This is a genomic window from Parabacteroides johnsonii DSM 18315 (genome assembly GCF_025151045.1).
Lineage (GTDB): Bacteria > Bacteroidota > Bacteroidia > Bacteroidales > Tannerellaceae > Parabacteroides > Parabacteroides johnsonii.
In genome coordinates, this window is sequence record NZ_CP102285.1 from 323094 (window position 1) to 348422 (window position 25329).

Genomic DNA, 25329 nt, shown 5'->3' on the forward strand with positions numbered 1-25329 from the left:
ATAATTAACGCTGTACACACCCCACCTAAAATTTTATGTACTTGGAAATACGAGACTCTAAATTGAATCCCGTATTTCCATTTACACAATATATTTTTAGTGCCTAACTATCTTTTAATAGTATATATAAGGCGGCTAAAATTATCATAAATGACACTTTCTCCCAAACCTATATTTGTTAGAGTATTACTGATTGAGCAAACTTTATTAAAAGGGGCATCTGTTTCTGTTAGAATAAGATTACGTGGTATGCGCTTAATTATTTCTATTCCACTATTAGTTTTTGTCATTTTTTCGTTGACAGAAAAATAATATCCATGTTCTACTATCTTAGGAATTAGAGAGAGAGGACCTGAATACCAATGGAATATTACATTCTTAATGCCATAGGTAATCAGCATTTCGAACAAGACTTTTTCAGCTCGTCTGGAATGGACACTTACTATTTTATTTTTTTTACTTAATAGCTGCAATACTTTCTCTAAAACGAAAACTTGATCATCTTTTGTTTTTAGTCCTTCGTTACTAAAATCTAGACCGATTTCACCAATATAGCTAGTTTTATCTAAACACTGGCTAAATAGTCGTAATTCATTTTTATTTTCGCTTGCATATAATGGATGAAATCCTAAAGCCAAACGTGAGAACTTATATTGTCTTACATGCTCATAGCCCAATAAAAAATGACTTGGCAGATTTGTCATTCCTATCGAGATATTCTTTTTTACCTCTTGTTGTTTGAGATACTGTTCAGGATTTGGCATCATGTCAAAATGACAATGGGTGTCTATAATCATATTCCTGCTCTTATTTGTATTTCATTTGTAGCTTTTTTCTTAAGCCAATTGATAACTTGTCTGTATGAGTGTAAGGCTAATGATGTATATTCATCTAACTCCTGCTTTTCTATAATTCCATTAAAGAATAGTTCTTGGCGAATTGTACGTTCATTCATTCTGTTTTTTAGGAAATACAGAAGAGCGTTAAAATCCCTATTCCTTTTTTGATGTTTATTGTCAAGATTAAATTTAATGCCATGAAGTACATCAGTGCCAAGCAATGCCTCATTATCTAGACCTATTGTATCTAGTGCGACTCTTCTATATAAGCATGGCAAACACATACCACAATGTTTGATTTTGGCATTGCGTATTTCTATTCCGCTTTTGTCCCAAAAAACATTGTGACCACGTTTTGCACAAGAGCATGATAAGTCAACTAATGATTCTAAAATTGCCTTTTTCGAAGTATCTTGACAGCACTCAAGAACCATGTCTGCTTTTGATTTTAATCGATATGGGTTGTATATTGAGTTTGATATACCTATAGCATATAAAGCCTCCTGTATGCGTTTGATAAAAGTAGGATGCGTAGTTCGAGTACTGCATGAACTCCTTCTTCCACTATCAAGAGGTATATTTATTGATATAGTTCCATTCTCTGGAACTATCAATTGACATTGTGGGGATATTTTGTTTGCAATATATATTCCTGCTGCAAAAAATAATAAGGAACGTGAGCGGAATGTACTCTCTGTTGGAGTTTTAATATTCCAAGAATGAGGTTTAAGCCCTGCGTTCAGCAACACTTGTTCGTATTTATTCGAAAAGATATTGTTTTCCCTGCAATATTCTAAAATGCTTTTTTGATCACTATGCTCTTTGCCCAGTTCCATATGTGAAACAAGTAGTATCTTTTTATCAACAGAGAGAGTGCTGGCCTCATCTATAAATCCAATCAATGAGTCTAAACCTCCTGAAAACAATGCAACCTTTTCAAAAAACTGAGGATCATATTCCTTTACTTTTTTAGTTGGATTATACGAGTATGAATCTGCCTGTATAAAGTGAATATCCCAATTGTCGCCCGTAAGAAAATTGATTGCTTTATTAAAAGCTTCACGACCTTTATTCATATCCTCAAGATTTATTACAGGAACATTCAATAATATCAAGTTTCGTTTCCATCCATCATCTGAATTAGACAAACGAAGTACAGCTCTGTCCACATTATATACAATCATGGATAAAACTAATAAATCAAAAGCAACAGATGATGTATCTCGTGAAAACTCCCATAACTGTTTGGGATTAAACTTTGTGTTGACAGAATGAATTTTTCCGTCACTTCCTTGAAATGAAAGAGTAAAAAGGCCAAAAACTTCGCTTGTTTTTGACGGAGTATAATTAATGTTTATTCTTGTTTCCATATATCCAATATTTCTGATGTTAAAGAATCCAGGTATTCTTTTCCTTCTCGGCTATTGAAGTCGATTTGAGTTAGTTCTTTGCTTAACTTCTCATCTAGTTCGTTATGAAGCCAACCTCTCATGTCCTTCTTTATTTCTTCGGGATTACTCCCTTTGTCAAATATGTGGCTTTGAAATAATTCTGCAGAATATTCCAGTATGTATTCAATTTCAAATGTTATAATCCATTCATGAAGATCGTCATCTGTTGCATTCTGAAGTTTATCTTCAATTTCTTGTCCGTCTTTACAATCTGACAAAATATCATTCAGCACTTTATCCATTGCATAAGTTGCTGCTGCATCATCCATTGTAGAATCATTGTCTCCAATGATCTCGTGCAAAAGCAATTCCTTGAAATCATGTGGCGTTTTCGGCTTTTGTGTATCAGGCAGTCTATCAATGCCTAAACTTGATACAAGTCCATATTGTTTAATATTGTTTAAAACAGTAGCCAACCCTCTGACTGCATGTCCACCAGCACGTCCAAACGAACTGCCGCCTCTCTTACCTCCATGCCCTCCAATTCTGCCACCCCTATACAAACCATTGCCGAGCGCTATTCCTAAATTACCAAAAAACTTTGCATTTGAGGCAGGCTTATTGTCTGTTCCATTTGCTAGACTCGTCATGGCTCGTTTTGCTGCAGACCAATTAGGCGAAGATTTCAAATTATGTGATTGTGATGTACCCATATTTATTATTTTTGAATTTTTCGTTCGATAGCTTTTGTTAAAGGGTTCGCTTTTGGCAAACTATTTATATAGTTATGTATCTCATTGCTTAATGAAAGCATTCTAACAAAAAATATATCCGCTTTTGTATCTATATCTTCGGTCTTTATATTACTGAATAATAATTTTAATCTGTCTATTTTGTCACCAAATAATAAATTATTCTCATCGCAATTAAGTATTCTCCAACAATTTTCTGACTTTGGATCTTTTCTTAGGTTATCATTAATCAAGTGAATAATCATGTCTTTTTCTGAATCATCGCAAGCATTAATAATTCCAGGCAAATCTCGCTTCATCATACTGTTTGTTTGCAAGGTACATAATCTTCGGAATAACAGCATGACTTTGTTTGTAACCAACGAAGCTATTGGTTTTTCATTTTTCAAAGCATCTCGTGCTATCCAGAAGTAGTTTTGTAAATTTATATCTTTTAATGACGGATCTGAGCTTAACCATTGCCTCAAATAATCTGACGACCAGTTGTCTTTCCATTGTGGATTTTGAATACCATTTTCAGTTTTTGCTTCTTGCTCAACATCATCCAATGGCAAAACACCTCCATTTGCATTTTGAAGTTTATAAAGTTCTTCAAAACGAGAATTGTACAGTGTGTTGTACTCCAATACCATTAGTTTGGTTAATACTTCAGGGCGTATATCTGTAAAACCTGCTACCTCAGCTAACTCTTGACGTACATATAAGGTATTTAGAAAACGTTTTAGTTGTCGTGGATTACCATTTAAAAAACGCTTAATAAGAGGTACAGTTGGTAAACGATATTCTACTGCATGAAAATCAATTTTTTTATCTTTGGAAATATTTGCTTTGATGTCATCTATATTATATTTGGAATGCTTGTCTGTTTTTCTGAACTCCAAATATTTCTGATGTATTTCATTAAAGTAGATATCATTTAAATGATTTTTGCATAGAAGAAGTGTGATATAAGTCTCTTGCTCGTTGTCAGACAAACGTGGCAGTTTGTATGGTAGCTGAATGAGTTTTTCCAAATAGTCTGAAAATGGACTGGATATATCTTCTTTCTTCATTTGAATAGGATAATGCTGACTAATAGCATATTCAATAATACGTTCATCTGCACCAATGATAAATGCGGTTTTCCTTACATTTACAAACAACTTGACGGCCTCCAGGCAACCAATAATTCTTTTGGGTTCACATCTATCCAAATCATCAATATAGACAACAACAGCCTTATATCCCATATCGTCAACCAATTCATCAAAGAGTTCTCTGAATGTTGCGATAAATTTTGATGTATTACCTTTTGCTACATCTTTAAGTAGATTGTTGTATTTATCCTTGTTTGTTATCTTATCAAGGTCTTCCTTTGTTGGCAACCATTTCTTCAGCCAATCAGGAGTGAGATTTTCATAGGCTTTCTTCAAGATAAATACGCCTGCTTTCAAAAAGTTGATTCGCTCGAGCAAATCATCTACCCGTTCAAATACATTTTTTCGCTTATTAATATCTTTGTCAAGTGCTTCTAATATACTTTCTATCATTGTCAGTTTTGTTGAGTCATAGCTTTCAAACTGCCAACTATTAAAATACACTTGAAGTATAATCTTACAACCCTTTTCATGTTGAGATTTTTCCCATTCATGCAAGGACTTTTGAAGCAATAGCATCAAACTACTTTTTCCAGATCCCCAATTTCCAAATACCCCTATGGAAATGGGTAACATATCATCATTCAAAATTATTTTTTTGAGTAAATCTGCATGGACCTGATAGCCAAGCAAATCTTGCGTTGTTTCATTATCTGACCACATTTTATACTCTTAAATTAAATTGTTTATATCAAGTGTGTCACATTAATTTTCTTATACTTATTCCCCATGCCAAGGGCAAAAGCCATCTGGTCTTTTATAATCAGCTCACCCTTTTGAAGTCCGGCTATAGCAGTTCTGATTTCTTGAAGTTCTTGACCACTCACGCCAAACAAGTCTTTGATGACCTTATCATCAATAGTCTGCTGCTTCATAATAAGTGGGTATTGTGCATTGGCATAAAAATCAAAACCTTTTGATTTGAAGCTACTCATGTTCTGAGTGGCAAGGATAATACTCAGACCTTTATTTCGGCCTACAGCAATTAGATTACGCAGAGGGCGATTGTCAAAGTCAAGCATATAGTGAGCTTCATCAATAATAGAGAAATGACGTATTTGTACTACTTCATCATTCACTGCTTGTTTATCCAATAACTCATAAATGTTATTAAGTTTAGACATCAGGAAATACACAATAGCTTTGGCTATAGGGCCATCTTTTGGATATCCATCCATCTTGATGATGTAGCTGTCATCAATCAAAGAAACTTTATCTTCTGATTCAAAGATATGCGCATTAACCAATTGCTTCAGAACAGAAGAAATACTATCATCATTATTTGCATCTTTCATTCGTGATTGATAGCATTTCAGCATTAATTCAAATGAAATAGGGGCGCCATTTGTCGATTTATAGGCTTCTACAATAGCTTCACTAAGACGATTGTTCATGTTGGCACTCGCACTTACTCGGTCTATGGAACATAAAGCAGAAGACATTTCTGTAGAGTACAGATTGATTTCATTGATAGAACGCCCAGTGAAATCCTTAAATGGAGTAAAAGGCAATGGCTGTGTCAATGGATCCAGAATACAAGAACGGTCCACATCGAAAAGTGATAACCAATGGTTATTCTGTATATCGCTGAACTCTCCTTTGTAATCAAACAAAAGGAAGTTCACGGGATATTGTGATTCTGTGGATAACATTCTGAATTGCTGAATCAAAACAGCCAGCAAATTAGTCTTTCCAGATCCTGTAGCTCCCGCAATGATAATCTGTGAGTTGGTAATGGAACGACTGTTTATGTCCAAAGTCGCTTCCATTTCTTCATCACCATAGTTGCCAATCAGAAGATTCAGCACTGGAATATCTTTTGTTATGGCTACTTTGTTGTTCATAGCGTATAAGAAGGAATCCAGATTGTTGTCAGACATCAGATAGTCACGTCCACGAAGCATTTCTGCTGCGATAATTCGAGAAAGAGTAGCGTTTTGAGTCCAATCAATATTCAAGTCTGCATATCTTAGCTTTAACAATGCTGAATATAAGGTACTTAAATCATGCATCGTGAAAAAACTTGGTATGATTCTGGCTGATGACACTGATAGCTGTATATCCTTATAATCATCTATGGAACGTTTTGTAGGCAAACTTAGTCCCACGATGAAGCAGATACGCATTACCTTATTCTGATTCAAGTTTATACGTTTCTCCCGATCAGCTGTTCTGGAAAGATTGATTTTTGATTCAATCAGTTCCTTGATTGGATTGATTGCGTCAAACAATCCTTCCATCTGGCGCGTATTTGAAAAATTTATGATGCTCATTTCTTTTACTGATTAAGAGTTAAACCAAAATAACCGTCTTCAACCGTAGTATTCTGTGCTTCTACATTGCGATGAAGTGTATAGGTTTTGGAAATAAACGGTTCCAGTTTGATGTAGTCGCTGTCTGTTCTGATTTCAGAGGTCGTACAAAGCAAAATCGTTTGTTCTGCCAATTGTGGAAAATATTCTTCCATCAAGGCATCACGACTTTCATTATCAAGAACACCCATTACTGTATCAATCATTACAGGTGGATTATAATCTCCCAGGTTTCGCAATACTTTCAATAAAACCTGGATGAAGATTTGTTTGGATGCAGCATTAAGCTGATTCAATGAAATCTCATTTCCGGCAGTATGATAGAGTTTTATATTGAATTGTTCAATGCTGTCGGACAACTCAACTTTGGCTACATGACCTTTATATGAAACCAGTAACTTGTTGAGTTGCTGTTGCATTTCACTTTCAATCTGGGCTTTTTTCTTCTTCAGCAAACTGTCTGCAATCTTTTCAAACAGAGGTTTAAGCTTGACCAAAGTGTCGAATTTAATATCAGGTTCTTGCTGGATTTGTACATCAAACTGATGAATCCGTTTCTCAAGACGTTGAATGTCTGCTTTCAGAGCCGCTTCCTGACCTTTCAGTTTCTCTATCTGTTTTTGAGCGGCTTCATAATTTTGAATTAGATATTCATTACCACCGGCCTGTGTTTGTTCCAAGGTCTGTTTTTGCGAACGTAAGTTATCCAACGTGGAAAGTTGAATTTCCAGTTCCTGGCGTTGGCGGTCAAGTGCAATGAACTGATTGGAGCCAGTTCTTTTTACCAAGTTGGATAAAGCGGTTACTTCCGCTTCGTCAAGATAACCAAAAGGATCTTCTTTATTAGTACTATTTTGGATAGCTACAATATGAGATACAACCTGTTCTTCATCCACAGATTCACTGCATAGTGACAAATCTTTTAAGTAAGTTATAATTTTATTTGTCACGTCTTTCAATGTCTCCAACGGATAAGCACCAGTATTCTCTTTCTGAAGTTGTTCCTTTATGTGGAGGATATTATTGATTTCTTGTGCCAGGTTCGAAGCTAATTTAGGTAAGAATAAATCAATTTCTATGTTATCAACAAATGCTTTCAAGTCCTCAGCATACGTTGCTGCACGTTTTACAATATCGTCAATTTTACTGGCAAGTTCCTGTATCTTCTTATTAAGGGCAGATGCTTCTTGGGCACCGTCTTTTGCCCGTTTATATTCCACTTCTACCGACGCAAGATACTTATATTTTGTATCTTGTTCCGCTATACACGTATTTAAGTCTGCGGTCAGTTTGTCTTTTTGTGCGCATAATTCATTATATTCCTGTGCTTCTTTTTCTGCTTCAAGACGTTGCTGTGCCCATTCTTGCTGTAGTTTTTCAGCAGCACGCTTTAACTGAAGGTATTTTTTGAAGCCCAACACATTCTCAAAATTATCACGAATGGTTTGGGCAAATACATTTTTCTTCAGCAATTCACTCGATTGCATTGCATCAAACAGGAAATACTGGCTCAGTTCCTGAGGCAGATTAGCTTTGATGATTTTATTGATTTCCTGTTCTGCTTTTACCCGGTCTTTGGGAGCAGTCATTGTACCGTAAACATACATGTTCCCGTTCATGTTCAGCGATACGCTTTCCAATGGCTTGCCTTGCGGATTTAACTGATAAACACGCTTTAATATGTACTTCTGTTGCTGGCCGAGTACTTTCCCTACAAATGTTATTTGTAAGGAAATCTCAGGTTTGGCTGTATTTAAGGCTCCCTGATTGAGCAATTCCATGAAATGCTCTTTGTTTTCAATTTTCAAACCATAAAGAGCTCCGCTTATGGCCTCGAATAAAGTAGTCTTACCGCCACCATTTGCACCGCCAATCAGAATAATAGGGCGATCGTCATCGACTGTCAAATCCAGATCAAGTGACAAGTAAGTCTTATAATTGCTTATTTTAATTCTCTGTATCAGCATAATCGTATTTATTGACGTATTTTTTGGATTGCATTACGGATGATGTCTTCCGTTTCATTATCACTCATTTCTATCACGTCAACCTTCTTGGCATGATAGGCCTTCAGAATATCTTCACTTAACCAGTCAAAATCTACACCTTCCGCTTCACAGATTGCTTCTATCATAGCTAAATCATCTTTGCGGATGCCGTAGTGAACAAATTTCGGATCTATACCTTTAGCCATAATCTTTATGCGTTTTCAGGATAAAAAGCATCCCAGTTTAACAAATCAGTAGTATTCTCAATAGGTAGTTTGGAATATAGCCAGTTACTTCCATCTTGAATGATAACTCCTCCATAAAGAGGTGTATCTTTAGTTGAATATTCCTGGCTATATTGCAACAAGGCATTATGTTTCTCCGGAGCAGTTACATCACTTCCGGCACTTTTCGTATCGAAAAGATATACATGTCCATTCTTCATACGGATAACAAAATCAACGTAAAATAAAGATTTTCCGTATGCAATGGCATAATGTTGTTTTCCTTTGTCCCCATTCTTATACCACCAGTCAATCCATTGTGAATGTTCTTCCAAATATTTCACAAATTCCTTCTCTGGATTAGAAGCTTCGTTAAGTTGTACGAATGGCAACAAAGCATGATTTTTTGCAGTCTCAATATGGTTGGTTTCACTGTCATAGACTCTTTCTTCCGGAACTTCCCAGTTGTATTGTTTTAATTCTCTGGCAGCGGCAGATCTTCTTTTCGCATGTTCTCTTTTACGGGCGTATGTTTCTAAGGCCATGTCCAGCAAACGGTCAAACTTTGGTTTGTTATCATAATAAAGGACTACCTTTTTTGCATCAGTATCGAAGACTCCAAAATAGTCAGCAAGCATTTCAAGCAGGTAGTTGGCTATTTTATCAGCTCTACCTTTACTCTCAAATTGATGTCCTTTACCGCTTATATATGCCATAAATACGCGGTCTATTTCAGATGCTTTACGGGCAAAGCGCACTTGATCTACTTTCAATATCTGTTCTTCATTCTGGAAGTGTACATCTTTCGGAATCTCCACATTGATTGTCTTGACATCCAAACGAATTGAATTCTTTACCCGTCTTCTGTTTTCATTTACTAAATCGTCATCACTTTCCGGCAACGGAGTAAATTCAGCATTATCATTTCTTAAGGTGGCCAATTCTGCGATAGAAAACAAGCCGGCACCTCTTTCCAGTTTCCAGAATTCATCTGCTACTTCATACAATGTTTTCTTGAAGTCTGGCCCCAAATAATTTCGTTCCACATTAGGACGTTCTGAATAGTAAGCCGGTAGAGACACATTCTCAAGATTTTCACGTCTGCATGCCGTAATTGTATTTTTCAGGATATAGTCAGAGTCGGCTGTGACAATCTGAATTTTATCTTTTGCAATATCGGTATAAACATAACCGATATTAAGCTGTTCTTTCGGATAATGTTTCTGTTCCGGCATTCTCAGAATACGTCCTACGGTTTGTATTGTAAACTGGTCGCTTTGCAATTTTCTGAAGATCAAAAGAACAGCTGCACGAGGGCAGTCCCAACCCAAAGCAATTGCTTCTTTGAATAGCAATACTTGCGTCATATTATCGGGACGTTCCAGTCCGGCGAGATTCTCTTTTTCGTTGGCGAGCCATACGGCCAATAATCCATTTTCGGCGGTTATCCCGCATATAGCTTCCAAATAGGTTTTCACCTGTTCTGCGATAGCTTGATCTTCCGAAGTCATGGTTTCCTTCACATCGTTGGGCAGCTGGATAAGTAATAGGGGATTGATTTTGACGCCCAATTCCTGATAAAGCTCAGCCAACTGATTACGTTTTGCCAATGCCGCCTTAATCAGATTTTCGTTCAGTGTGCGTTCTTCACTGAAATCCAGTTCTATATCCGGATTCAGCACGACTTCTTTCTTAATCATTTCAGCCGCAATAACATCCTGTCGGTAAACTTTTACTTTTTCATCAGGATGAAGTGTCTTGGGAGTGGCCGAAATACGCAGTTCCACAGCCGGATTGATACGTTCCAGCACTGCTGCCGATTTATCGGCAGTTTTTGACCAAAACATGTGTTCCTCGTCTATGATGGCAACAATGGGCAAATCGTATTCTTCTTGTGTCCGTCGTGCAATTTCATACAAAGAAGCAAAGCTTTCGTTTTCGCGTACCATGACATTACTTTCTTTGTTCACACTTTCCCAGTTGACAAACAATATTTCTCCAGATTGTATGCCTTCACTCTGGTCAATCTCGTCAAACATTACAGGCCGAAGTTTCCGTGTTTCGCCAAAGGCATTCTTTAAGCTGACATAACTTTGCAGGTGAAGTTTACGAGGTGCAAACCAAATATAGGCAACTTCCTGATAACGGCTGTCACCACGTTCTTTCAATTCGTCGGTAATATTTGCCAAAGCCTGACAGGTCATGACCGTTTTTCCCGCACCTGTTGGCGCTTCACACACAATTTTGTGTCGTTTGCCACCGAGGTTTAACAGACGGATTGTTTTATCGGTCAGTTCATTGACAGCGTTCTGTTGGTATGGTATATTTTTCATTGTTTTCTTCCTTTTTTATTCTCTAAGTTTTTCTTTTCTATCTCTTTCATTTCCAGTAGGAAACGGTCATAATCAGATAAAAATAACTGATCTTGTATGATTCTGTACTTTTCAAATTCCGTTTCTGCATGCAAACGTGCAATTTCAGCAGTCACACGTCCGGCATCATTAAGAAGACCGTATTCAAAGAGATTGATAAAACTGTTCAAACGCTGTTCCCAGTCGGCCATAGTCAGAGGAATGTGACGCAAAGTCATTGATTCTGCAAAATCCAGATAGGCAGTAACCATGCGTTGAAGTTGTCCCATTTCTGTATCTGACAAATAATTTTTAGCTATCACTACATCGCTTTTCCGTATTTTCCCATCAGGAGCATCAGCCCATGTAGTCAATCCCATGTGTTCTTTTGTGGCATCTGCACGTTCTACAATGAGTTCCGCTGCAGTATGTCCATGAACAGCATAGTGCATCTTATTCTGTACTGTAGCATAAAAACGTCGAGTAGCCAATGCTGTCTTGTCGTAGTCTACGGCTGTTGCATATAAATCCGTTATTTTTTGATAGAACAAACGTTCACTGGCGCGTATCTCACGGATACGTTCCAGTTGTTCATCAAAATATTTATCAGTAAGAAAAGTTCCGCGCTTCAATCTTTCCGAGTCCATAACCCACCCTTTAATGGTGTACTCTTTGGCTATTCCATTTACCCATTTTCTGAATTGTACGGCCTTTTCTGAATTAACCTTGAAACCAACAGCAATAATCATTTCCAATGAATAATGATTTGTGTTATACTGTTTCCCATCCGGAGCAGTTATTCGAAATTTTCGAATAACTGAATCTGCTTGCAATTCACTATCTGCGAATATCTTTTTGATATGATAATTGATGGTATGTACTTCTACACCATATAGTGCTGCCATCAGTTTCTGGGTGAGCCAAATGTTTTCATCTTCGTAGCGTATTTCTATTTGCTGTTCATCATTTCCCACGCATGCCACATAGTTCAAGTATTCTGCTGCACTGCTGCGTACAGTTACTTGCTCTTTTTTCTTTTTATTCTTATCTGACTGCTCTTTCATGCTTCCTCCTCATCTGTAAAGTTCAACATTCCATCAAACAGGTCTTTATCTTTTTGAGTGGTTGCCAGAGCATCATCTTCCGGCATAACGACGGCATCCTTTTTCTTGGGCAAAATTCTGCGGTAAGTATTGTAGATAGCTTGTGGCAGAGCGCAGAGTTCTACTTTATCGCTGACGTCGTCAAACGAACCTTCCCAAGGGTCTTCACTGGGTGAGAACACATAAACCTTTATTGGTTGGGTTATATCCAAATCATAGATTATATCAACCAACTCATCGATGGCTTCTTCACGATAAATTACAAGCATCTGTTTTTTCCCATTATCGAAATAGCGGAAGATACCTTTATAGGTTTTCTGACCTCCAAAGGTATTTTGTTCCGTATAAAGGTCTTCTTTGATACAAAGCATATCTGTAGCAAGATTTACCAGTTTTCGCATATTTTGCATAGAGCGGTTGCGACCAACAAATCCGGTACGATAGTAACGGAGATTATTCTTTGTTAAACCAGTTACCTCTTCGCCTTTTGAGTTTGTATAACCTTGGATCACTCGTTTGTTTCGTTCGTAAGTAACTTCTTCACAGATATTGTTTTCATTATTAGTAACAAGAATACATTGGCGATGGCCTCCATCTTCTACATTCAGTTGCATAGTGGCGTGGAGAGTTGTTCCGCTACCTGCGAAGAAATCAAGTATAATTGAGTGACTACTATTTGCAAGCCCTAGTATTTTACGTATTAAATCTGTTGGCTTAGGTGTGTCAAATTTTTTTGACTCTAAGATGTTTTTGAGTTCTATTTGAGCTTTTTTGTTCCCTTCAATATCTTGCCAGAAATTTGATGGTCTTTTAACTTTATTTTCTGAATAAAATTTGTAATATACCTTCCATTCGTTATTTTTATCTTTTTTAAAATATAGGAGATTATCTTTCTTCATTTGTTCTACTTTCTTAGGTCCTACTCTCCATCTACTTTCGTAACCTGTAGGCCCATAAGGAAAAACCTCACTTCCATCTGGAGCAATAATAGGGAAAAACATTGTAGGCCTATCTTCTCTTCTATCTTCTCCACCTGTTCTTCTTAATTGTAAGATCGAAAAGAAGCCTCTTTCATCTGATAATGAATATCTTTCAAGATCTTTTTCTGTAAGCGGAATGCCACTAATAACATAGTTGTTTTTTGATGAATACACTAATATGTAATCACAAGCTTTACCTAAACTTCCTGTATCTTGACCTGTTGTTGTTCCAGTTGCTCTAGAAATCATACCAACAAAATTGTTATTAAAGATCTCATCACATAGTAATTTTAATTGTGCCTGTTCATTATCATCAATAGAAATAAAAATTACCCCATGTTCAGACAACAACTTCTTTGCTATTTTTAGCCGTCGGCTCATAAACGACAACCACTTAGAATGGCGATAAGAATCTTCTTTATCCACATAACTGTCGTTATAGATAAAATCTTTATTTCCTGTATTATATGGAGGATCGATATAGATTACATCGATTTTCCCTTCATGTGTATAAGCCAAGGTAGCAAGAGCTTCCAAGTTATCTCCTTCAATCAGAATATGGTTAGGGGCATTTTTATCATTACTAATTATGGCACGTTCCGGCACCTCTGTCAAGATGGGCAGTTCATCGCGAAGACGTTCTTCTACGTCCTCTGGCTTATCTTCCCATACCAGACCATAAGTTTTATTCTCTCGTAGCAAACCTAACAGGGCACTACGTTCCTTATCGGTCAGTCCTTCTAAAGTGTTGATACGTTTTATAAGATTGGCTCTATCATTACTGTTCATAACATTACTTGGCTTTACTGTTTTTGAATTCTGACTAACTGAACATCGTCGCGTGTAGAGTTCAGCAGTTCTTTAATATCTACATCCAGAACACGTGCTATCTCCAACAGTGTTTCTAGTCCGGGTTGTGATGTGTTTGTACACCACTTTGATACCGTGGCAGGGTCCTTGCCCAATTGTTCGGCCAACCATTTGTTGGTCCGCTTCTTCTCCACAAGAACAACCTTGATGCGGTTTATGTCTTTTTCTTTTTCCATAAGGATTTTCTTTCGTTCCATGCAAAGATAAGAAAGCCTATCTATTTTTCATCATTTCAATAGGACTATTTGCAATATAAATTGCGAATTAGTTCAATATTATGCCAAATTATATAGGAAATTTATTCTTTAGTATAGTTGAATATCATTACATTTGCATATAAGACAGAAACTTAAGTAAGTTTTGATTAAAAATTAAAATTTAAGCTATAATGAGAATAGATCATATCCATATACGAAACTTTAGAAAACTAAAAAATTGTCGTATTGATTTTAATAAAGATCAAACAATCTTCGTTGGAGCTAATAATAGTGGTAAGACATCTGCTATGAGTGCTATAATTTGGTTTTTAAAGGATCAAAATCGTTTTACGACTCGTGAATTTACATTGACGAATTGGAGAGATATCAACGAACTTGCCAATAGTTGGCTTGCCGTTAATGATGAAATGGAAAATAGAGAAGAACTCCTTGCATCCCTTCTTTCACCAGAACAATGGGATAATCATGTCCCTTCTTTGGATTTATGGATTAATGTAGACGAAAGAGAGGCATACATGGTTTATAAATTAATTCCTTCATTAGAGTGGAAGAAAGATTTAGTTGGTGTAAGATTACGGTTCGAACCCAAAGATATAAAAAAACTATATGCTGATTTTCGAACAGCCTCTTTGAAAGTTAAGGAAATAAAGGAAAGTCCTCAATACAAAGACGCAAATAACGTAGATTTATTTCCTCAAAACATGTGGGATTTTTTAAATCGTAGAGGCAATTTAAATAAGTATTTTGAAATAAAATACTATGTTTTAGATTCGCAAAATATTGATTATGAAAATCCAGACTGTAATGTTCAAGCGACTCCATCAATTTCTCTAGAAAATAATCCTTTAGTTAGCCTAATAAAGATTGATAGTATTGAAGCATTCCGTGAATTTTCAGATCCAGAAGGTAGAAATGATAATGATATTGATACTTTATCAAGACAGTTGCAATCATATTATAAATCTAATTTTGAAGATGAAACACAAATTGATTTAGATGATTTAAAATTGCTTGGAGAGATGAAAAGGGCTACAGAAACCTATGATGAAAAGTTAGATAGAAGTTTCAAGGCTCCTATTGCAGAACTTAATAATATAAATTATCCAGGCTTTCAGAATCCGGAAATTCATGTAAAAAGTCATGTTAATATTGTTGATTCAATAACACATGAATCTTCTGTTCAATTTACAGTTCAAGGTGATGCAGAATTATCCCTGCCAGAAAAATATAACGGTTTAGGGTTGCGTAATCTTATCTCTATCTATTTAAAAATGGTTCAGTTCCGTGAGCAATGGACTAATTTAGATAGAATAGATAAAGCTGGTATAAATCATATTGAACCTATTCATCTTGTTTTTATTGAAGAACCTGAAGCTCATTTGCACGCACAGGCACAGCAAGTTTTTATTCGTAAGGCTATGGATGCCCTGACGAATGATAGTACTAATGAAATACTTAGAAACAATAAAGATTTGACGACTCAATTAGTTGTTTCAACCCATTCAAATCATATTGTAAACGAAGTTGATATGTGTCATCTTAGATATTTCAAAAGAATTATTGATGATAACATAAAAATTCCAGTATCAGAGGTTGTTAATCTTTCTCGTACATTTGGAGATGATAATGATACTAAAAGGTTTGTTACCAGATATATAAGATTAACTCATTGTGACATTTTCTTTGCAGATGCAATAATTCTTGTAGAAGGGGCTGCAGAAAGAATTCTTATGCCTAAATTTATTCGTGATGAGAATATGGATAATTTCTATATCTCTGTCATAGAAATAAATGGAAGTCATGCTCATAGATTTGATTCTTTAACTCAGAAATTAGGTATACCAACATTAATTATTACAGATATAGATGCACAGGAGGGACGGTTGGAAAAAGGAGAATTAAAATGGAAATCTGCAATACCTCAAAAAAATAAAAAGCAAATAACTAATAATGATACAATAAAACACTGGCTTAAAATAGAATCCATTGATATGTTGTTAGAATTACCTTTCCCAAATAAGCAGAGAGGCAATATTTGCATATCATACCAGACACCAATATCAGTAAATTGGACAGATCAAAAGAAGGAAGATGAATTATATGAAGTACACCCGTATACTTTTGAAGATTCATTGGTTTTTACTAATATAAAGCTATTCCAGAGTGATGAAAAAATGGCAAAAATGGGAGTAATAACGACCTTTTATAATTATCTCAAAAAAGCTATTTCTTTAGAAGATTTTCATGAAAAGATGTTTTCTTGTTTGGAAAAACGAAAAAATGTAAAGGCTTCTTTTGCTACGGATATACTCTGTACGGAACAATTCGATAAGATACAGGCGCCTTCTTATATTAAAGAGGGATTAATATGGTTACAGAAATGCTTAAACAATAAAATTCGTAAATAGGATGAATAAATCTGTTGATAATATATTGGAAGAGTGTATCACAAAAGGAAGTCGTAAAAGTTTCTTTCTTTTTGCAGGTGCAGGCTCTGGAAAGACTCATTCGCTTGTTGTACTTTTAAATAAGATACGAGATAAGTGGGGGCAAAAGTTCAAAATAGAAAATAGACATGTGGCCGTTATTACATACACAAATGCTGCCACAGATGAAATAATTTCACGCTTAAATTACAGTCCACTTTTTCATGTCTCTACAATTCATAGCTTTGTTTGGAATGTAATTCAATCGTATCAATCCGATATTAAAAAGTATTATTTAAGATTTAAAGAAGAAGAAAAGGCTGAATTAGAAGAGAAAATAAATAAGGCTAGGAAAAAAGATGGTAAGACCTATTTAAATAATGTGGGCAAATTTGATAAGGTTATCAAAAGCATTGCTAAAATTGAAACAGTACATAAATTTATATATAATCCCAATGGAAATAATTTTGAATATAATGCTCTTAGTCATGCAGAAGTGATTAAAATAGGAGCTAAAATGATTGTAGAGAATAAATTGCTTCAAAAAATTATAGCCCAGCAATATCCATTTCTCCTGATAGATGAAAGTCAAGATACTAAAAAAGAACTAGTACAAGCCTTTTTTGAATTAGAAAGAAATTTTGGAGGTGAGAATTTCACGTTGGGATTTATTGGAGACCAAAAACAACGTATATATACTGATGGAGAAGAAAGAATAACAACAATCATTCCCAAAGAGTGGGAAACACCTGTTAAGCCTATGAATTACAGATGTGATAAAAGGATAATTAAGTTATCAAATAAGATCAGTGAATCTATTGAGCAAAATGCTACGCAGAATCCTAGAGAAAATGCTGAAGAAGGATTTGTTCATCTTTATTTGATCAGGAACAACGATGAGATGAATAAATTTGAAAAGGAAGCTAATGTAGTCCTATCAATGAAGGAATTAACTGGTGACGATAAATGGTCAATGGAAGGCAATAACGTAAAAATACTTACCCTTGAGCATATGATGGCCGCAAGAAGGTTGGGCTTTGAAGATTTTTTTGGTATTATGCGACATGTAGATAAGTATAGTCAAACTTTGCTTCAGGGTAAGGTTGATGATATGGACATATTTTCCAAACTATCATTTCCATTAATAGATTCATTAAAAAAAGGTGATAATTTAAATGCTCTTAATTTGTTAAAATCATATTCTCCATTATTAATGAATTTGCCATCAGACAAAGCGTATGAAACATTGTCTAAATGTCAAGAAATATTAGATGGTTTACAAAAGATGGATTTAGGAAGAGTCACTATAAAAGAATTCTTAAAAAATATTGTAGTGACTAATTTATTTAATGTTCCCCAATTATTGATAGATGCATTGTCTGTATCATTAGAATCATTAGAAGAGCAAAATGATGAAGTGCTTTATGCATGGTGCTCAGTTATGAATTTACCTGTAATTCAAATAGTCAAATTTAATAATTACATTAATGGAAATTCTATGTTTGGTACTCATCAAGGTGTGAAGGGTTTAGAATTTGATCGTGTTTTAGTTATTATAGACGAAAAAGAATCAAATATGCCTCTCTTTAATTATAATAAACTTTTTGGAGTGGAACCACTGTCAACGACTGATATCAATAATAGAAAAGAGGGAAAAGAAACAACGATAGAACGTACAATGCGCTTGTTTTATGTTGCATGCACGCGAGCACGTCATTCATTAGCTATTGCAGTTTATACCGATAATCCAGAAATCATTAAACAAACTGTTACTAGAAATGATTGGTTTGACTCTGACGAAATATCAATTATGTAATATTTTAAAGATACGCAAAAAGGAGAGGAAAATCCTCTCCTTAATAAAGACATCCACATTACACCTCCAGCTCCTTCAACGGCAACCCATAATTATATTGTCTGAAAAATCCTTTATGGATAAGTTTCAAGCCAAGGGTCTGATAATACTTGTAGTCATCATCTTCGGTGCAGAGGTATTTGTAACCATAGCGCGGGGCATACTCCTTGAAGAAGCGGGCAAGGTCTTTCAGATTTTCCTGTTGGTTTCGTTTGAAGTTGCTGCGTACAATGATAATGCTCCAGTCGGGGATGCTGCCAACACCACAACTGTATTCCCAGAAACGGATATATAAATCCATTTCGCCTACATGAACAGAAACACAAATGCCGTTGGCATTGTGCATAACGGAACAACAGTTTCTGTAACCGAATCTCTCACACAAATAAAGATTGAAATCGTAAATAAAATCGGAATAGTTCATAATAATTTGAATTTTGATGGTTAATAAAAAATTGATTATAGACTGAAACCTCGCTTGCGTTTCGGTTTCTTTTTCTTCTTTTTAAGCCGGTTAGCCTGTATCGCTTCCTCCGTATCATAATCCGTAGGAGAGGGCGTGAACAATCCCACACTGATGCTGGAATGATTCTCCTGCTGGTATTCATGACGAGGTTCCTCGCGTATGGTTTCTGCCTGTGCCTGACGCTGGTTCATGGTAGCAGAAAGAGCGTTATATCTCAGCTCCTGGTCGATGTTCAGGAAACTGAACTGGCGGTCAATCTTGGAACCGCTAAAGGTCAGTTGGTCACATGTGAACTTGACACCTTGCATCTCTCCGGTCGTGCGACTTTGCTTCCATTGCGTATCAATTCCGTACTTCCGTAAGGCCAGTCGCAGTTCACTCCAGCTTCGTGCGTTCGGAACTTCTCGTTTCAAGGCATGATAGATAAAGTACTTTACCTTGTCGTAACGACGCAACCGCATGAAATTGACATGCTCTTTTCCTTCGGCAAAATGCAAACGGTAACGGGCTGTCAGCATCTTGCAGACCTTTTCGTTCCGGTAACGGTCGTTCTTGTCGCTGATGGTGCGGCCGTCATTATCCACCCGGTTGTAAACGATGTGACAATGCGGATGGTCACGGTCGGTATGTCGGGCGATGATGAACTGCGTGTTCTCAATTCCCATCAGTTTCATATAGTCGTGGGCGATCTTCAGCATCAGCCCATCATCGTCACGGATACGGTCTCCGTCTTCTGCGGAGAAGCTCAATGATATATGACCGACCGTGTTCTTGACCTTGTCGTTCAGTAAAGTCTGCAACTCGAATTGCTCCGCTATTTCTTCGGGCGAGCCGTAGACACCAACCGCTTTCAGCAGGCGCGATTTATCTTCTTTCAGCACATAGTTTACGCATCCGGAAAACGACGTGCCCTTTACAATTTTACCTATCATCCTTGAGCTGTTTTATGAGTTGTGAAATCTGCTGGGTGACTGTCCGGCATTCATCGGCCACACGATAAAAACCGTAAGCGTTGGCTCGTTTGGCAAGCTGGTTCAGGTTTGTGCTTTCTCCAATCAGTTTTCGGATAATGTCAAGATTTTCTCTCGTAATTCGTTCGCGCACCGTACCGTGTTCGATGAGTGAACGCACTACTTCGCTTTGACTGCGTTTACTGCGTCGGCTGAGTGCTCTGAGCCAGCCGAATTGTTCGTCTGTAAGACGGATTGTAACTGTATTTTTCTTGTCCATAATATTTGCTTTTGAGATTAATAATTGTGACCATCGGGAGCTGTCTCACCTTCTTTTGAAGTGAGCAAGTGGCCGGGAAATGTAATACACCGGCATAAACTTGCTCCAGTGAAAAAGAAGTGAATCAGACATCTGAAAGTCATCGTTTGAAAAGTCCTTTCCGGGTACTTTGGACCGTTGCTGAAAGCGGTGCTTTCTCCACATTGACAAGCTGTAAATCGAAAGTCTCGATCAGCGTTTTCAAGGCCGGATTCAACGTGATAAGACGATTGAAAATTGCGTCCTTTGTCTCTTCTCTCAGCAGAAAATCGGCGATGTCATAACCTGCATCACGTTCTTCTTTTGTTGCGTTTCTTTCCATAAAATCGAAGAGAGAGACCTCTATTCCCAGGCTCCGGATCATCTCCATTTTGCTGTTCCAATAGTCGGTCGCCCCCAGATCGGGGAAGAGCAGGACACGGCGATTTCTCAATACACTCATGGCATCCCGATTGAACGCTCCATTCTTTCCGCCTGAAGCAATCCAAAGGTATTGCGGCAGATAGAAGCTGGATATCAAGGCACTTTTCTCACTCTCCACAAGGGCTACCGGACGTTGCTGGTCAGAGGACAAAAGATGCTCACCAAACAGGCATTGCCGGAGGTTGAAATTCTCTTTCTTCAAAAGGGAATGTACCCACGTAATGTAGTTGTGCGGCTCTTTAATCCGTCTCCCGTTTTCAGGATTGTAGAGCATCACTTTTCCGGTGCGTACCCGTCCGGAAATATCCACCTGCCAGAAGACTGTAGCTCCCGGCCAATGCTTCGAGGTTCCTACATGGTAGCGCAACATCAGTTCTTTGGTAGCCTCCTGTCCGAAATGCAAACTCAGGAATTGAAACAGCTTGTTCGTGTGATACAGCTTCAGGGACTGCCTCATGATTTTCGGCTCAATGAATGAAGGTTCAGGAGGCAGACTGATGCGGGGCTTTGACACCGGTACAAACTTTTCGCTCAATCGTTCTTTGGCAATCGGGTTTTCGTCAAAGTACATTTTGGGCGTATAGTTGTAGCCACACTTCTGTTCATGGTTGCATCGCCCTACATAATTGGGAAAACTGATTTGCTTTTCCGTATCAATGTATTTGGCAAAACAACTTTTGCGGTGGCAGTTCGGGCATGTATGCCGGGTGCTGACACCTTTGTATGGTTCTAATGTAAATCTGTAGTTCATTTTTCTTTCTGGTTGGATGTTACTATGCACATTTTCGCAACTTCACAAACCCCTCGGTTGCGAAAATGTGCATAGTAACAGGTTTATTTACTGTATTCTCCATGATTCTCTTTTCTGAATAATGTTCCGATGTGGCGTTTTAGAAACATCTTGAAAGCATGCTCCTTCATCCCGTAGCTTTCAGCAATGCCGATACCTTCTGCCGTTGTAAACCTCTGAGGCAGGTTCAGGTAGATGTTGCGGTGCAATTCGCTCAACTGTTCTTGGCTGACGGCAGTCTGTACTTTTACGGCTGTTGTCCGAAAATACTCAGTCAGCAGGATGGCACGGTTCACGCTTTCAAGGTCAATCGTAGTCTTATCGCACTCTCCGCAAGTCCATCGGGCAAGCTGGATAATCAAACAAAACCGGATAATGTAGATTTCCAGTTTGCAGTAAATACCGACCAAAGCATCGTTGGTTTCCATATCACATTGGCGGGCATTTTCATGCTGCCAACCGTAAAGCCGTTGCTTGGCATTTTCATCGAATGGCAGGCATTGAGGCTGCAACTCATTATTCTCGTCATGCGGACAATCCTGTGCAATCAGCTTGTCGATAATCTGTTGCCACTGGATTTCCAGTTCTTCAGGAGTTTCCCGGTCGTTCCATCTGCTTTTCAAGACAGATTCAGGCATCACGAAAAGAATACGGTCGATAAATCCGTTACTCGAACGCTCGCCCTTGACCAGTTCGCCCAGAATCTTCTTTTGGATGGTACCGATAACAGAGATATAGGGACGTCTGATAAAAATGGAACTTTGCGTACTCTTGCGGTCGGAAATCGTAGGCTTGGCATTGAACACCGAAAGCCAGAACTGTTCTTCCGAACCGTTGTTGTAACGGTTGAAATTCTTGAACCAGGCCGACAGCTCGTCCGACCAAAGGCAGAGTCCTCTGGGATTCTGGGCATGTATCAGGCTCAATCCTTCAGGAGTGATATCCGAAACAAGAAAGCGTCTGCGCACGGGAGCTTGCGGAAACTCATCCAAACCGGCTTCCATGCGTTCCTTTTTGCTCATGGACATAGTGCGTTCATACTCGGCATACAGCTTCTGATACTCCTGATTCTGACAATAGTCGTGCTCAATGAACGGTTGGAAAGCGAAGCTCAGCGGATGACTCTTATTGGCCCCGGGGCGACCAATCAGTGCCATGTACAGAATGGGACTTTCCAGCCAGTTGCGCTTCACCTGTACCAAATGGGAGTTGCCAATCCCCACGGCAATGGCCGCAAGGATAGCTGCGGCGACATAATCCACGGGATAGCCCTGACAATCGTGTAAACTGCTGATGATGCGCTGAATCCTGATAGGAAAGATTTCTATCGGGAACTCACCACCGGACATCTTGGCTCCGATGCGCACAGCCTCTCCGATGATACCTTCTGCTGTTAATTTGGAAGTTTCCATAGCCGTGCAGATCAAAAGTTATAGCCTCCCTTTGGTTTGCGTTTCGCTCCATGTACTATCTCCGCTGCCTGTTCCTGGAGCGATATTGCCTGCATCTGCTTGCGCCCGGACTCAATCCATTGCAGCAACTCATCTTCATAGAAGTAGAGTTTCTTACCTTTTTTATAGGCTGGAATCAGTCCTTTACGTGCAAGCGTGTAAATGGTAGGCTTCGCTTTTCGTGTGATTTTACAGGCTTCGTCAATTTCAACAATACGATGCTTGTCTAAAGAAGTTTGTGGCTGCAGTGCCGCCACCATTTGTCGGATTTGTTCCATCTGTTCTGTGAGATAACCTACCGCCTGCGGCAGCTTATCAAAAGTGATTTGTTCGTTTGCCATACGTACTCATTTTTAATTGTTCGCTGGCAAAGGAAATTGGTGTTTTGATGGTGGAAAACATCACCGGAATATAACTGTGAGATAACTTTTGATGATGATTGTTGACGGTAAATAATTAAATATCAATATAGAAAGCGATTGGATACACAGAGTTCGTGTGTAAAAGAAATATATTATTAGAATATATGAGGAAAAAGCAGTAACTTTGTTTGTTATCAATTTAATTTAGTGAATACCAAAATGATACCGCAATTTGATCAAATTAGGATACAAGCGCTGAAAACACTAAAGTCGGGGGCCGTTATGAGAGCCAAAGATTTTAGAGTTCCTTTAGCAGAACATTTTCATTTGACAGATGAAGAGATGAATGCATGGTATCCATCAGGTAATGGAGAAATATTTTTAGATCGTATTTCCTGGGCTTTGTCTTATCTATTCATTGCTGGCTTAGTTGAAAAGCCTAAAAGAGGAGACTATAAAATTAGTGATAAAGGATTGGCTATGCTTGAATCATGTTCTGATGAACAGATAAGTGAGTATATTAAGACAACTGTCAACGCACGAACTCCGAAGAAAGAATCTAAAATTAAAGACACATTAGAAGAAGCATCAGAAACAACCGGAGAGAATGAACCGACTCCTCAAGAAAGTTTATATAATTCGTATGATAATATAAAACAATCCATTCAATCAGAAATTCTCACGACAATACTTAGTAAAAAGCCCCAAGAATTCGAACGATTAGTTGTGAGATTACTTCAAGCAATGGGATATGGAGGTGAAGTAAAGAACTCAGGATTTGTTACAAAATTTTCAAATGATGGAGGTATTGATGGCATTATAAAAGAAGATATTCTTGGCTTTAATCATATTTCTATTCAAGCTAAACGATATGCATTAGGTAATAATGTTGGACGTAATGAAGTTCAGAGTTTTGTGGGAGCTGTAGCAGGAACTCCATCTAAAAAGGGGGTTTTTATCACTACTTCAGATTTTACAAAAGGAGCTATGGATTATGTAGATAGCTTAAATGGTTCGCCTACTGTTATTTTGATTAATGGCCATCAATTAACAGAATATATATGATTTTGGATTGGGGCTTCAGACAGAAATGACCTTTAAGGTGATGAAAATGGATAGTGATTATTGGGACTCAATGGAAGATGATAAATGACATATATTACTCTTTTAATTGTTGTAGTTTAATGTAACATTCAGATTCCGTATGTGACATTTTACGTTCAATCGTTGAGATCTCTAAGTCACGGAGGGTATGGGCAAAAACATTCTTTATGAATGTGGCTGTGTGAATGCGCTTTATACCAAAAGCCTTGCCAATGTTCCAACCAAAATGCATAATATCAATGCTTTTAAGTTGTGAATCCACCTTTACGGGCGTTATCTTTTGCAAGGTATCGCCTGAACTATATTCAGCAACGTATGTACATAGACGGTTGAGATCCTCTTCACTCATATAGGCAACCATTGTTTGCTTCGTATAGCTAATGACCTTTTCCAATTTAGTTTGAATAGCACGATTCTTTTTTGCGATAGAATTGGTTCGCATAACTTCATATTCTGAAGGTCCAGAGATTGTTTCTTCAGCGGTAAGAGCAGACTCAATGACATCAGGCGTAGCTTGGTTTGAATCTTTGATTGTAGGGGCTTCCGGAACAGAAACGGTATCATTGTGATTTTTCATCGTTTGAAAAGCAGAGAAACGCAATAGAAAAGCTTCTATGCGTGGTAGCAGAAACTGATTAAAAGTTGTCTGTAAACTGGCATAGATCGCCATCAAGACAATTACTGTTGCAAAAAATGCGACAATACTACTGAAATCGTCAACACCTCTGGATAAAACAAACTGACGAGCTAAAACGCCAACAACAAGATTACCTACCAATACAAGGGAATAGCGTGCTATATGTTCTATACTTTTCTGATTCATAGTGATATTTGCTAATTGTTTGTGCGCAAATATATGTCATTTCATAGATACCATGTTATAAATCCAAGAAAGTGGCAGCATTTGTCCTCAATATGTAGCTTTTTTCAGCTATAAATAAGACAAAGACTGTATTGACATGTTTTATACTGAATATGAATAGAGCAAAATCAATATATTGGGTATACACTATGATAAA

General features: G+C 37.5%; 20 protein-coding genes and 1 pseudogene. 3 read left to right on the plus strand and 18 right to left on the minus strand.

The window, feature by feature from the left end; all coding sequences use genetic code 11:
* Positions 1-107: 107 nt before the first annotated feature.
* Genes NQ564_RS01535 through NQ564_RS01585 form a run of 11 tightly spaced genes read right to left on the minus strand, consistent with a single transcriptional unit; the run spans position 108 to position 14122 of the window.
* Positions 108-797: a TatD family hydrolase gene (locus NQ564_RS01535; protein WP_005646230.1), complete on the minus strand. Its 690-nt coding sequence runs from the start codon at positions 795-797 to the stop codon at positions 108-110.
* Entirely contained in the window at positions 794-2209 is a 1416-nt protein-coding gene (gene qatC / locus NQ564_RS01540; RefSeq protein ID WP_007855533.1) for a Qat anti-phage system QueC-like protein QatC, read from the minus strand. The genes NQ564_RS01535 and qatC overlap by 4 nt, the downstream gene beginning before the upstream one ends.
* Entirely contained in the window at positions 2194-2943 is a 750-nt protein-coding gene (locus NQ564_RS01545; RefSeq protein ID WP_005646234.1) for a hypothetical protein, read from the minus strand. Before NQ564_RS01545 ends, qatC begins: the two co-directional genes overlap by 16 nt.
* A 5-nt stretch (positions 2944-2948) precedes the next feature.
* Positions 2949-4781, minus strand: a complete 1833-nt coding sequence (locus NQ564_RS01550) for a KAP family P-loop NTPase fold protein (protein WP_005646236.1) — start codon at positions 4779-4781, stop codon at positions 2949-2951.
* 23 nt (positions 4782-4804) lie between these two features.
* On the minus strand, positions 4805-6391 hold the full coding sequence (locus tag NQ564_RS01555; protein ID WP_008151781.1) for an ATP-binding protein: 1587 nt from the start codon (positions 6389-6391) through the stop codon (positions 4805-4807).
* A gap of 5 nt (positions 6392-6396) precedes the next feature.
* The gene (locus tag NQ564_RS01560; protein ID WP_008151779.1) at positions 6397-8397 is read right to left on the minus strand and encodes an AAA family ATPase; all 2001 of its coding nucleotides are present in this window, start codon (positions 8395-8397) and stop codon (positions 6397-6399) included.
* A gap of 8 nt (positions 8398-8405) precedes the next feature.
* Entirely contained in the window at positions 8406-8624 is a 219-nt protein-coding gene (locus NQ564_RS01565) for a DNA modification system-associated small protein (RefSeq protein WP_005646242.1), read from the minus strand.
* A 5-nt stretch (positions 8625-8629) separates the two neighbouring features.
* Positions 8630-10975, minus strand: a complete 2346-nt coding sequence (locus NQ564_RS01570; protein ID WP_008151777.1) for a DEAD/DEAH box helicase — start codon at positions 10973-10975, stop codon at positions 8630-8632.
* On the minus strand, positions 10972-12057 hold the full coding sequence (locus NQ564_RS01575; protein WP_007855535.1) for a virulence RhuM family protein: 1086 nt from the start codon (positions 12055-12057) through the stop codon (positions 10972-10974). Before NQ564_RS01575 ends, NQ564_RS01570 begins: the two co-directional genes overlap by 4 nt.
* Positions 12054-13865 carry a site-specific DNA-methyltransferase gene (locus tag NQ564_RS01580; protein WP_008151774.1) on the minus strand — a complete coding sequence of 604 codons (1812 nt, stop codon included), beginning with the start codon at positions 13863-13865 and terminating at the stop codon, positions 12054-12056. The genes NQ564_RS01575 and NQ564_RS01580 overlap by 4 nt, the downstream gene beginning before the upstream one ends.
* Positions 13866-13879: 14 nt before the next feature.
* The gene (locus tag NQ564_RS01585) at positions 13880-14122 is read right to left on the minus strand and encodes a helix-turn-helix transcriptional regulator (RefSeq protein ID WP_005646253.1); all 243 of its coding nucleotides are present in this window, start codon (positions 14120-14122) and stop codon (positions 13880-13882) included.
* Between the two features lie 212 nt (positions 14123-14334).
* Here NQ564_RS01585 and NQ564_RS01590 point away from each other — a divergent pair, with 212 nt between their 5' ends.
* Complete coding sequence (locus NQ564_RS01590; protein ID WP_122131918.1) at positions 14335-16572, plus strand: ATP-dependent nuclease; 2238 nt, start codon at positions 14335-14337, stop codon at positions 16570-16572.
* Position 16573: 1 nt separating this feature from the next.
* Positions 16574-18406, plus strand: coding sequence for a UvrD-helicase domain-containing protein (locus NQ564_RS01595; protein WP_008151767.1), 1833 nt, complete (start codon positions 16574-16576; stop codon positions 18404-18406).
* A 58-nt stretch (positions 18407-18464) separates the two neighbouring features.
* Here NQ564_RS01595 and NQ564_RS01600 read toward each other — a convergent pair whose 3' ends face one another.
* The 6 genes from NQ564_RS01600 to NQ564_RS01625 all read right to left on the minus strand — a co-directional run bounded on the left by NQ564_RS01600 (position 18465) and on the right by NQ564_RS01625 (position 23185).
* Positions 18465-18869, minus strand: a complete 405-nt coding sequence (locus NQ564_RS01600) for a hypothetical protein (protein ID WP_008151765.1) — start codon at positions 18867-18869, stop codon at positions 18465-18467.
* 35 nt (positions 18870-18904) lie between these two features.
* Positions 18905-19843 carry a relaxase/mobilization nuclease domain-containing protein gene (locus NQ564_RS01605; RefSeq protein WP_008151763.1) on the minus strand — a complete coding sequence of 313 codons (939 nt, stop codon included), beginning with the start codon at positions 19841-19843 and terminating at the stop codon, positions 18905-18907.
* Positions 19833-20141: a MobC family plasmid mobilization relaxosome protein gene (locus NQ564_RS01610; protein ID WP_008151762.1), complete on the minus strand. Its 309-nt coding sequence runs from the start codon at positions 20139-20141 to the stop codon at positions 19833-19835. The genes NQ564_RS01605 and NQ564_RS01610 overlap by 11 nt, the downstream gene beginning before the upstream one ends.
* Before the next feature lie 139 nt (positions 20142-20280).
* Positions 20281-21354 carry a DUF6371 domain-containing protein gene (locus NQ564_RS01615; protein ID WP_039848329.1) on the minus strand — a complete coding sequence of 358 codons (1074 nt, stop codon included), beginning with the start codon at positions 21352-21354 and terminating at the stop codon, positions 20281-20283.
* Between the two features lie 83 nt (positions 21355-21437).
* Positions 21438-22805: a DUF3987 domain-containing protein gene (locus NQ564_RS01620; RefSeq protein WP_008151757.1), complete on the minus strand. Its 1368-nt coding sequence runs from the start codon at positions 22803-22805 to the stop codon at positions 21438-21440.
* 11 nt (positions 22806-22816) lie between these two features.
* Positions 22817-23185, minus strand: coding sequence for a helix-turn-helix domain-containing protein (locus NQ564_RS01625; protein WP_008151755.1), 369 nt, complete (start codon positions 23183-23185; stop codon positions 22817-22819).
* Positions 23186-23425: 240 nt separating this feature from the next.
* Between NQ564_RS01625 and NQ564_RS01630 the strand changes: the two are divergent.
* Positions 23426-24359: pseudogene (locus NQ564_RS01630) on the plus strand (restriction endonuclease).
* A gap of 6 nt (positions 24360-24365) precedes the next feature.
* Here the strand turns inward: NQ564_RS01630 and NQ564_RS01635 are convergent.
* Positions 24366-25133, minus strand: coding sequence for a hypothetical protein (locus NQ564_RS01635; RefSeq protein ID WP_008151751.1), 768 nt, complete (start codon positions 25131-25133; stop codon positions 24366-24368).
* Positions 25134-25329 lie beyond the last annotated feature (196 nt).

What these genes read in the sequence shown, in the direction of transcription:
- NQ564_RS01535 (WP_005646230.1), bottom strand. Translation starts at nt 797, where the DNA reads ATGATTATAGACACCCATTGTCATTTTGACATGATGCCAAATCCTGAA.
- qatC (WP_007855533.1), bottom strand. Translation starts at nt 2,209, where the DNA reads ATGGAAACAAGAATAAACATTAATTATACTCCGTCAAAAACAAGCGAA.
- NQ564_RS01545 (WP_005646234.1), bottom strand. Translation starts at nt 2,943, where the DNA reads ATGGGTACATCACAATCACATAATTTGAAATCTTCGCCTAATTGGTCT.
- NQ564_RS01550 (WP_005646236.1), bottom strand. Translation starts at nt 4,781, where the DNA reads ATGTGGTCAGATAATGAAACAACGCAAGATTTGCTTGGCTATCAGGTC.
- NQ564_RS01555 (WP_008151781.1), bottom strand. Translation starts at nt 6,391, where the DNA reads ATGAGCATCATAAATTTTTCAAATACGCGCCAGATGGAAGGATTGTTT.
- NQ564_RS01560 (WP_008151779.1), bottom strand. Translation starts at nt 8,397, where the DNA reads ATGCTGATACAGAGAATTAAAATAAGCAATTATAAGACTTACTTGTCA.
- NQ564_RS01565 (WP_005646242.1), bottom strand. Translation starts at nt 8,624, where the DNA reads ATGGCTAAAGGTATAGATCCGAAATTTGTTCACTACGGCATCCGCAAA.
- NQ564_RS01570 (WP_008151777.1), bottom strand. Translation starts at nt 10,975, where the DNA reads ATGAAAAATATACCATACCAACAGAACGCTGTCAATGAACTGACCGAT.
- NQ564_RS01575 (WP_007855535.1), bottom strand. Translation starts at nt 12,057, where the DNA reads ATGAAAGAGCAGTCAGATAAGAATAAAAAGAAAAAAGAGCAAGTAACT.
- NQ564_RS01580 (WP_008151774.1), bottom strand. Translation starts at nt 13,865, where the DNA reads ATGAACAGTAATGATAGAGCCAATCTTATAAAACGTATCAACACTTTA.
- NQ564_RS01585 (WP_005646253.1), bottom strand. Translation starts at nt 14,122, where the DNA reads ATGGAAAAAGAAAAAGACATAAACCGCATCAAGGTTGTTCTTGTGGAG.
- NQ564_RS01590 (WP_122131918.1), top strand. Translation starts at nt 14,335, where the DNA reads ATGAGAATAGATCATATCCATATACGAAACTTTAGAAAACTAAAAAAT.
- NQ564_RS01595 (WP_008151767.1), top strand. Translation starts at nt 16,574, where the DNA reads ATGAATAAATCTGTTGATAATATATTGGAAGAGTGTATCACAAAAGGA.
- NQ564_RS01600 (WP_008151765.1), bottom strand. Translation starts at nt 18,869, where the DNA reads ATGAACTATTCCGATTTTATTTACGATTTCAATCTTTATTTGTGTGAG.
- NQ564_RS01605 (WP_008151763.1), bottom strand. Translation starts at nt 19,843, where the DNA reads ATGATAGGTAAAATTGTAAAGGGCACGTCGTTTTCCGGATGCGTAAAC.
- NQ564_RS01610 (WP_008151762.1), bottom strand. Translation starts at nt 20,141, where the DNA reads ATGGACAAGAAAAATACAGTTACAATCCGTCTTACAGACGAACAATTC.
- NQ564_RS01615 (WP_039848329.1), bottom strand. Translation starts at nt 21,354, where the DNA reads ATGAACTACAGATTTACATTAGAACCATACAAAGGTGTCAGCACCCGG.
- NQ564_RS01620 (WP_008151757.1), bottom strand. Translation starts at nt 22,805, where the DNA reads ATGGAAACTTCCAAATTAACAGCAGAAGGTATCATCGGAGAGGCTGTG.
- NQ564_RS01625 (WP_008151755.1), bottom strand. Translation starts at nt 23,185, where the DNA reads ATGGCAAACGAACAAATCACTTTTGATAAGCTGCCGCAGGCGGTAGGT.
- NQ564_RS01635 (WP_008151751.1), bottom strand. Translation starts at nt 25,133, where the DNA reads ATGAATCAGAAAAGTATAGAACATATAGCACGCTATTCCCTTGTATTG.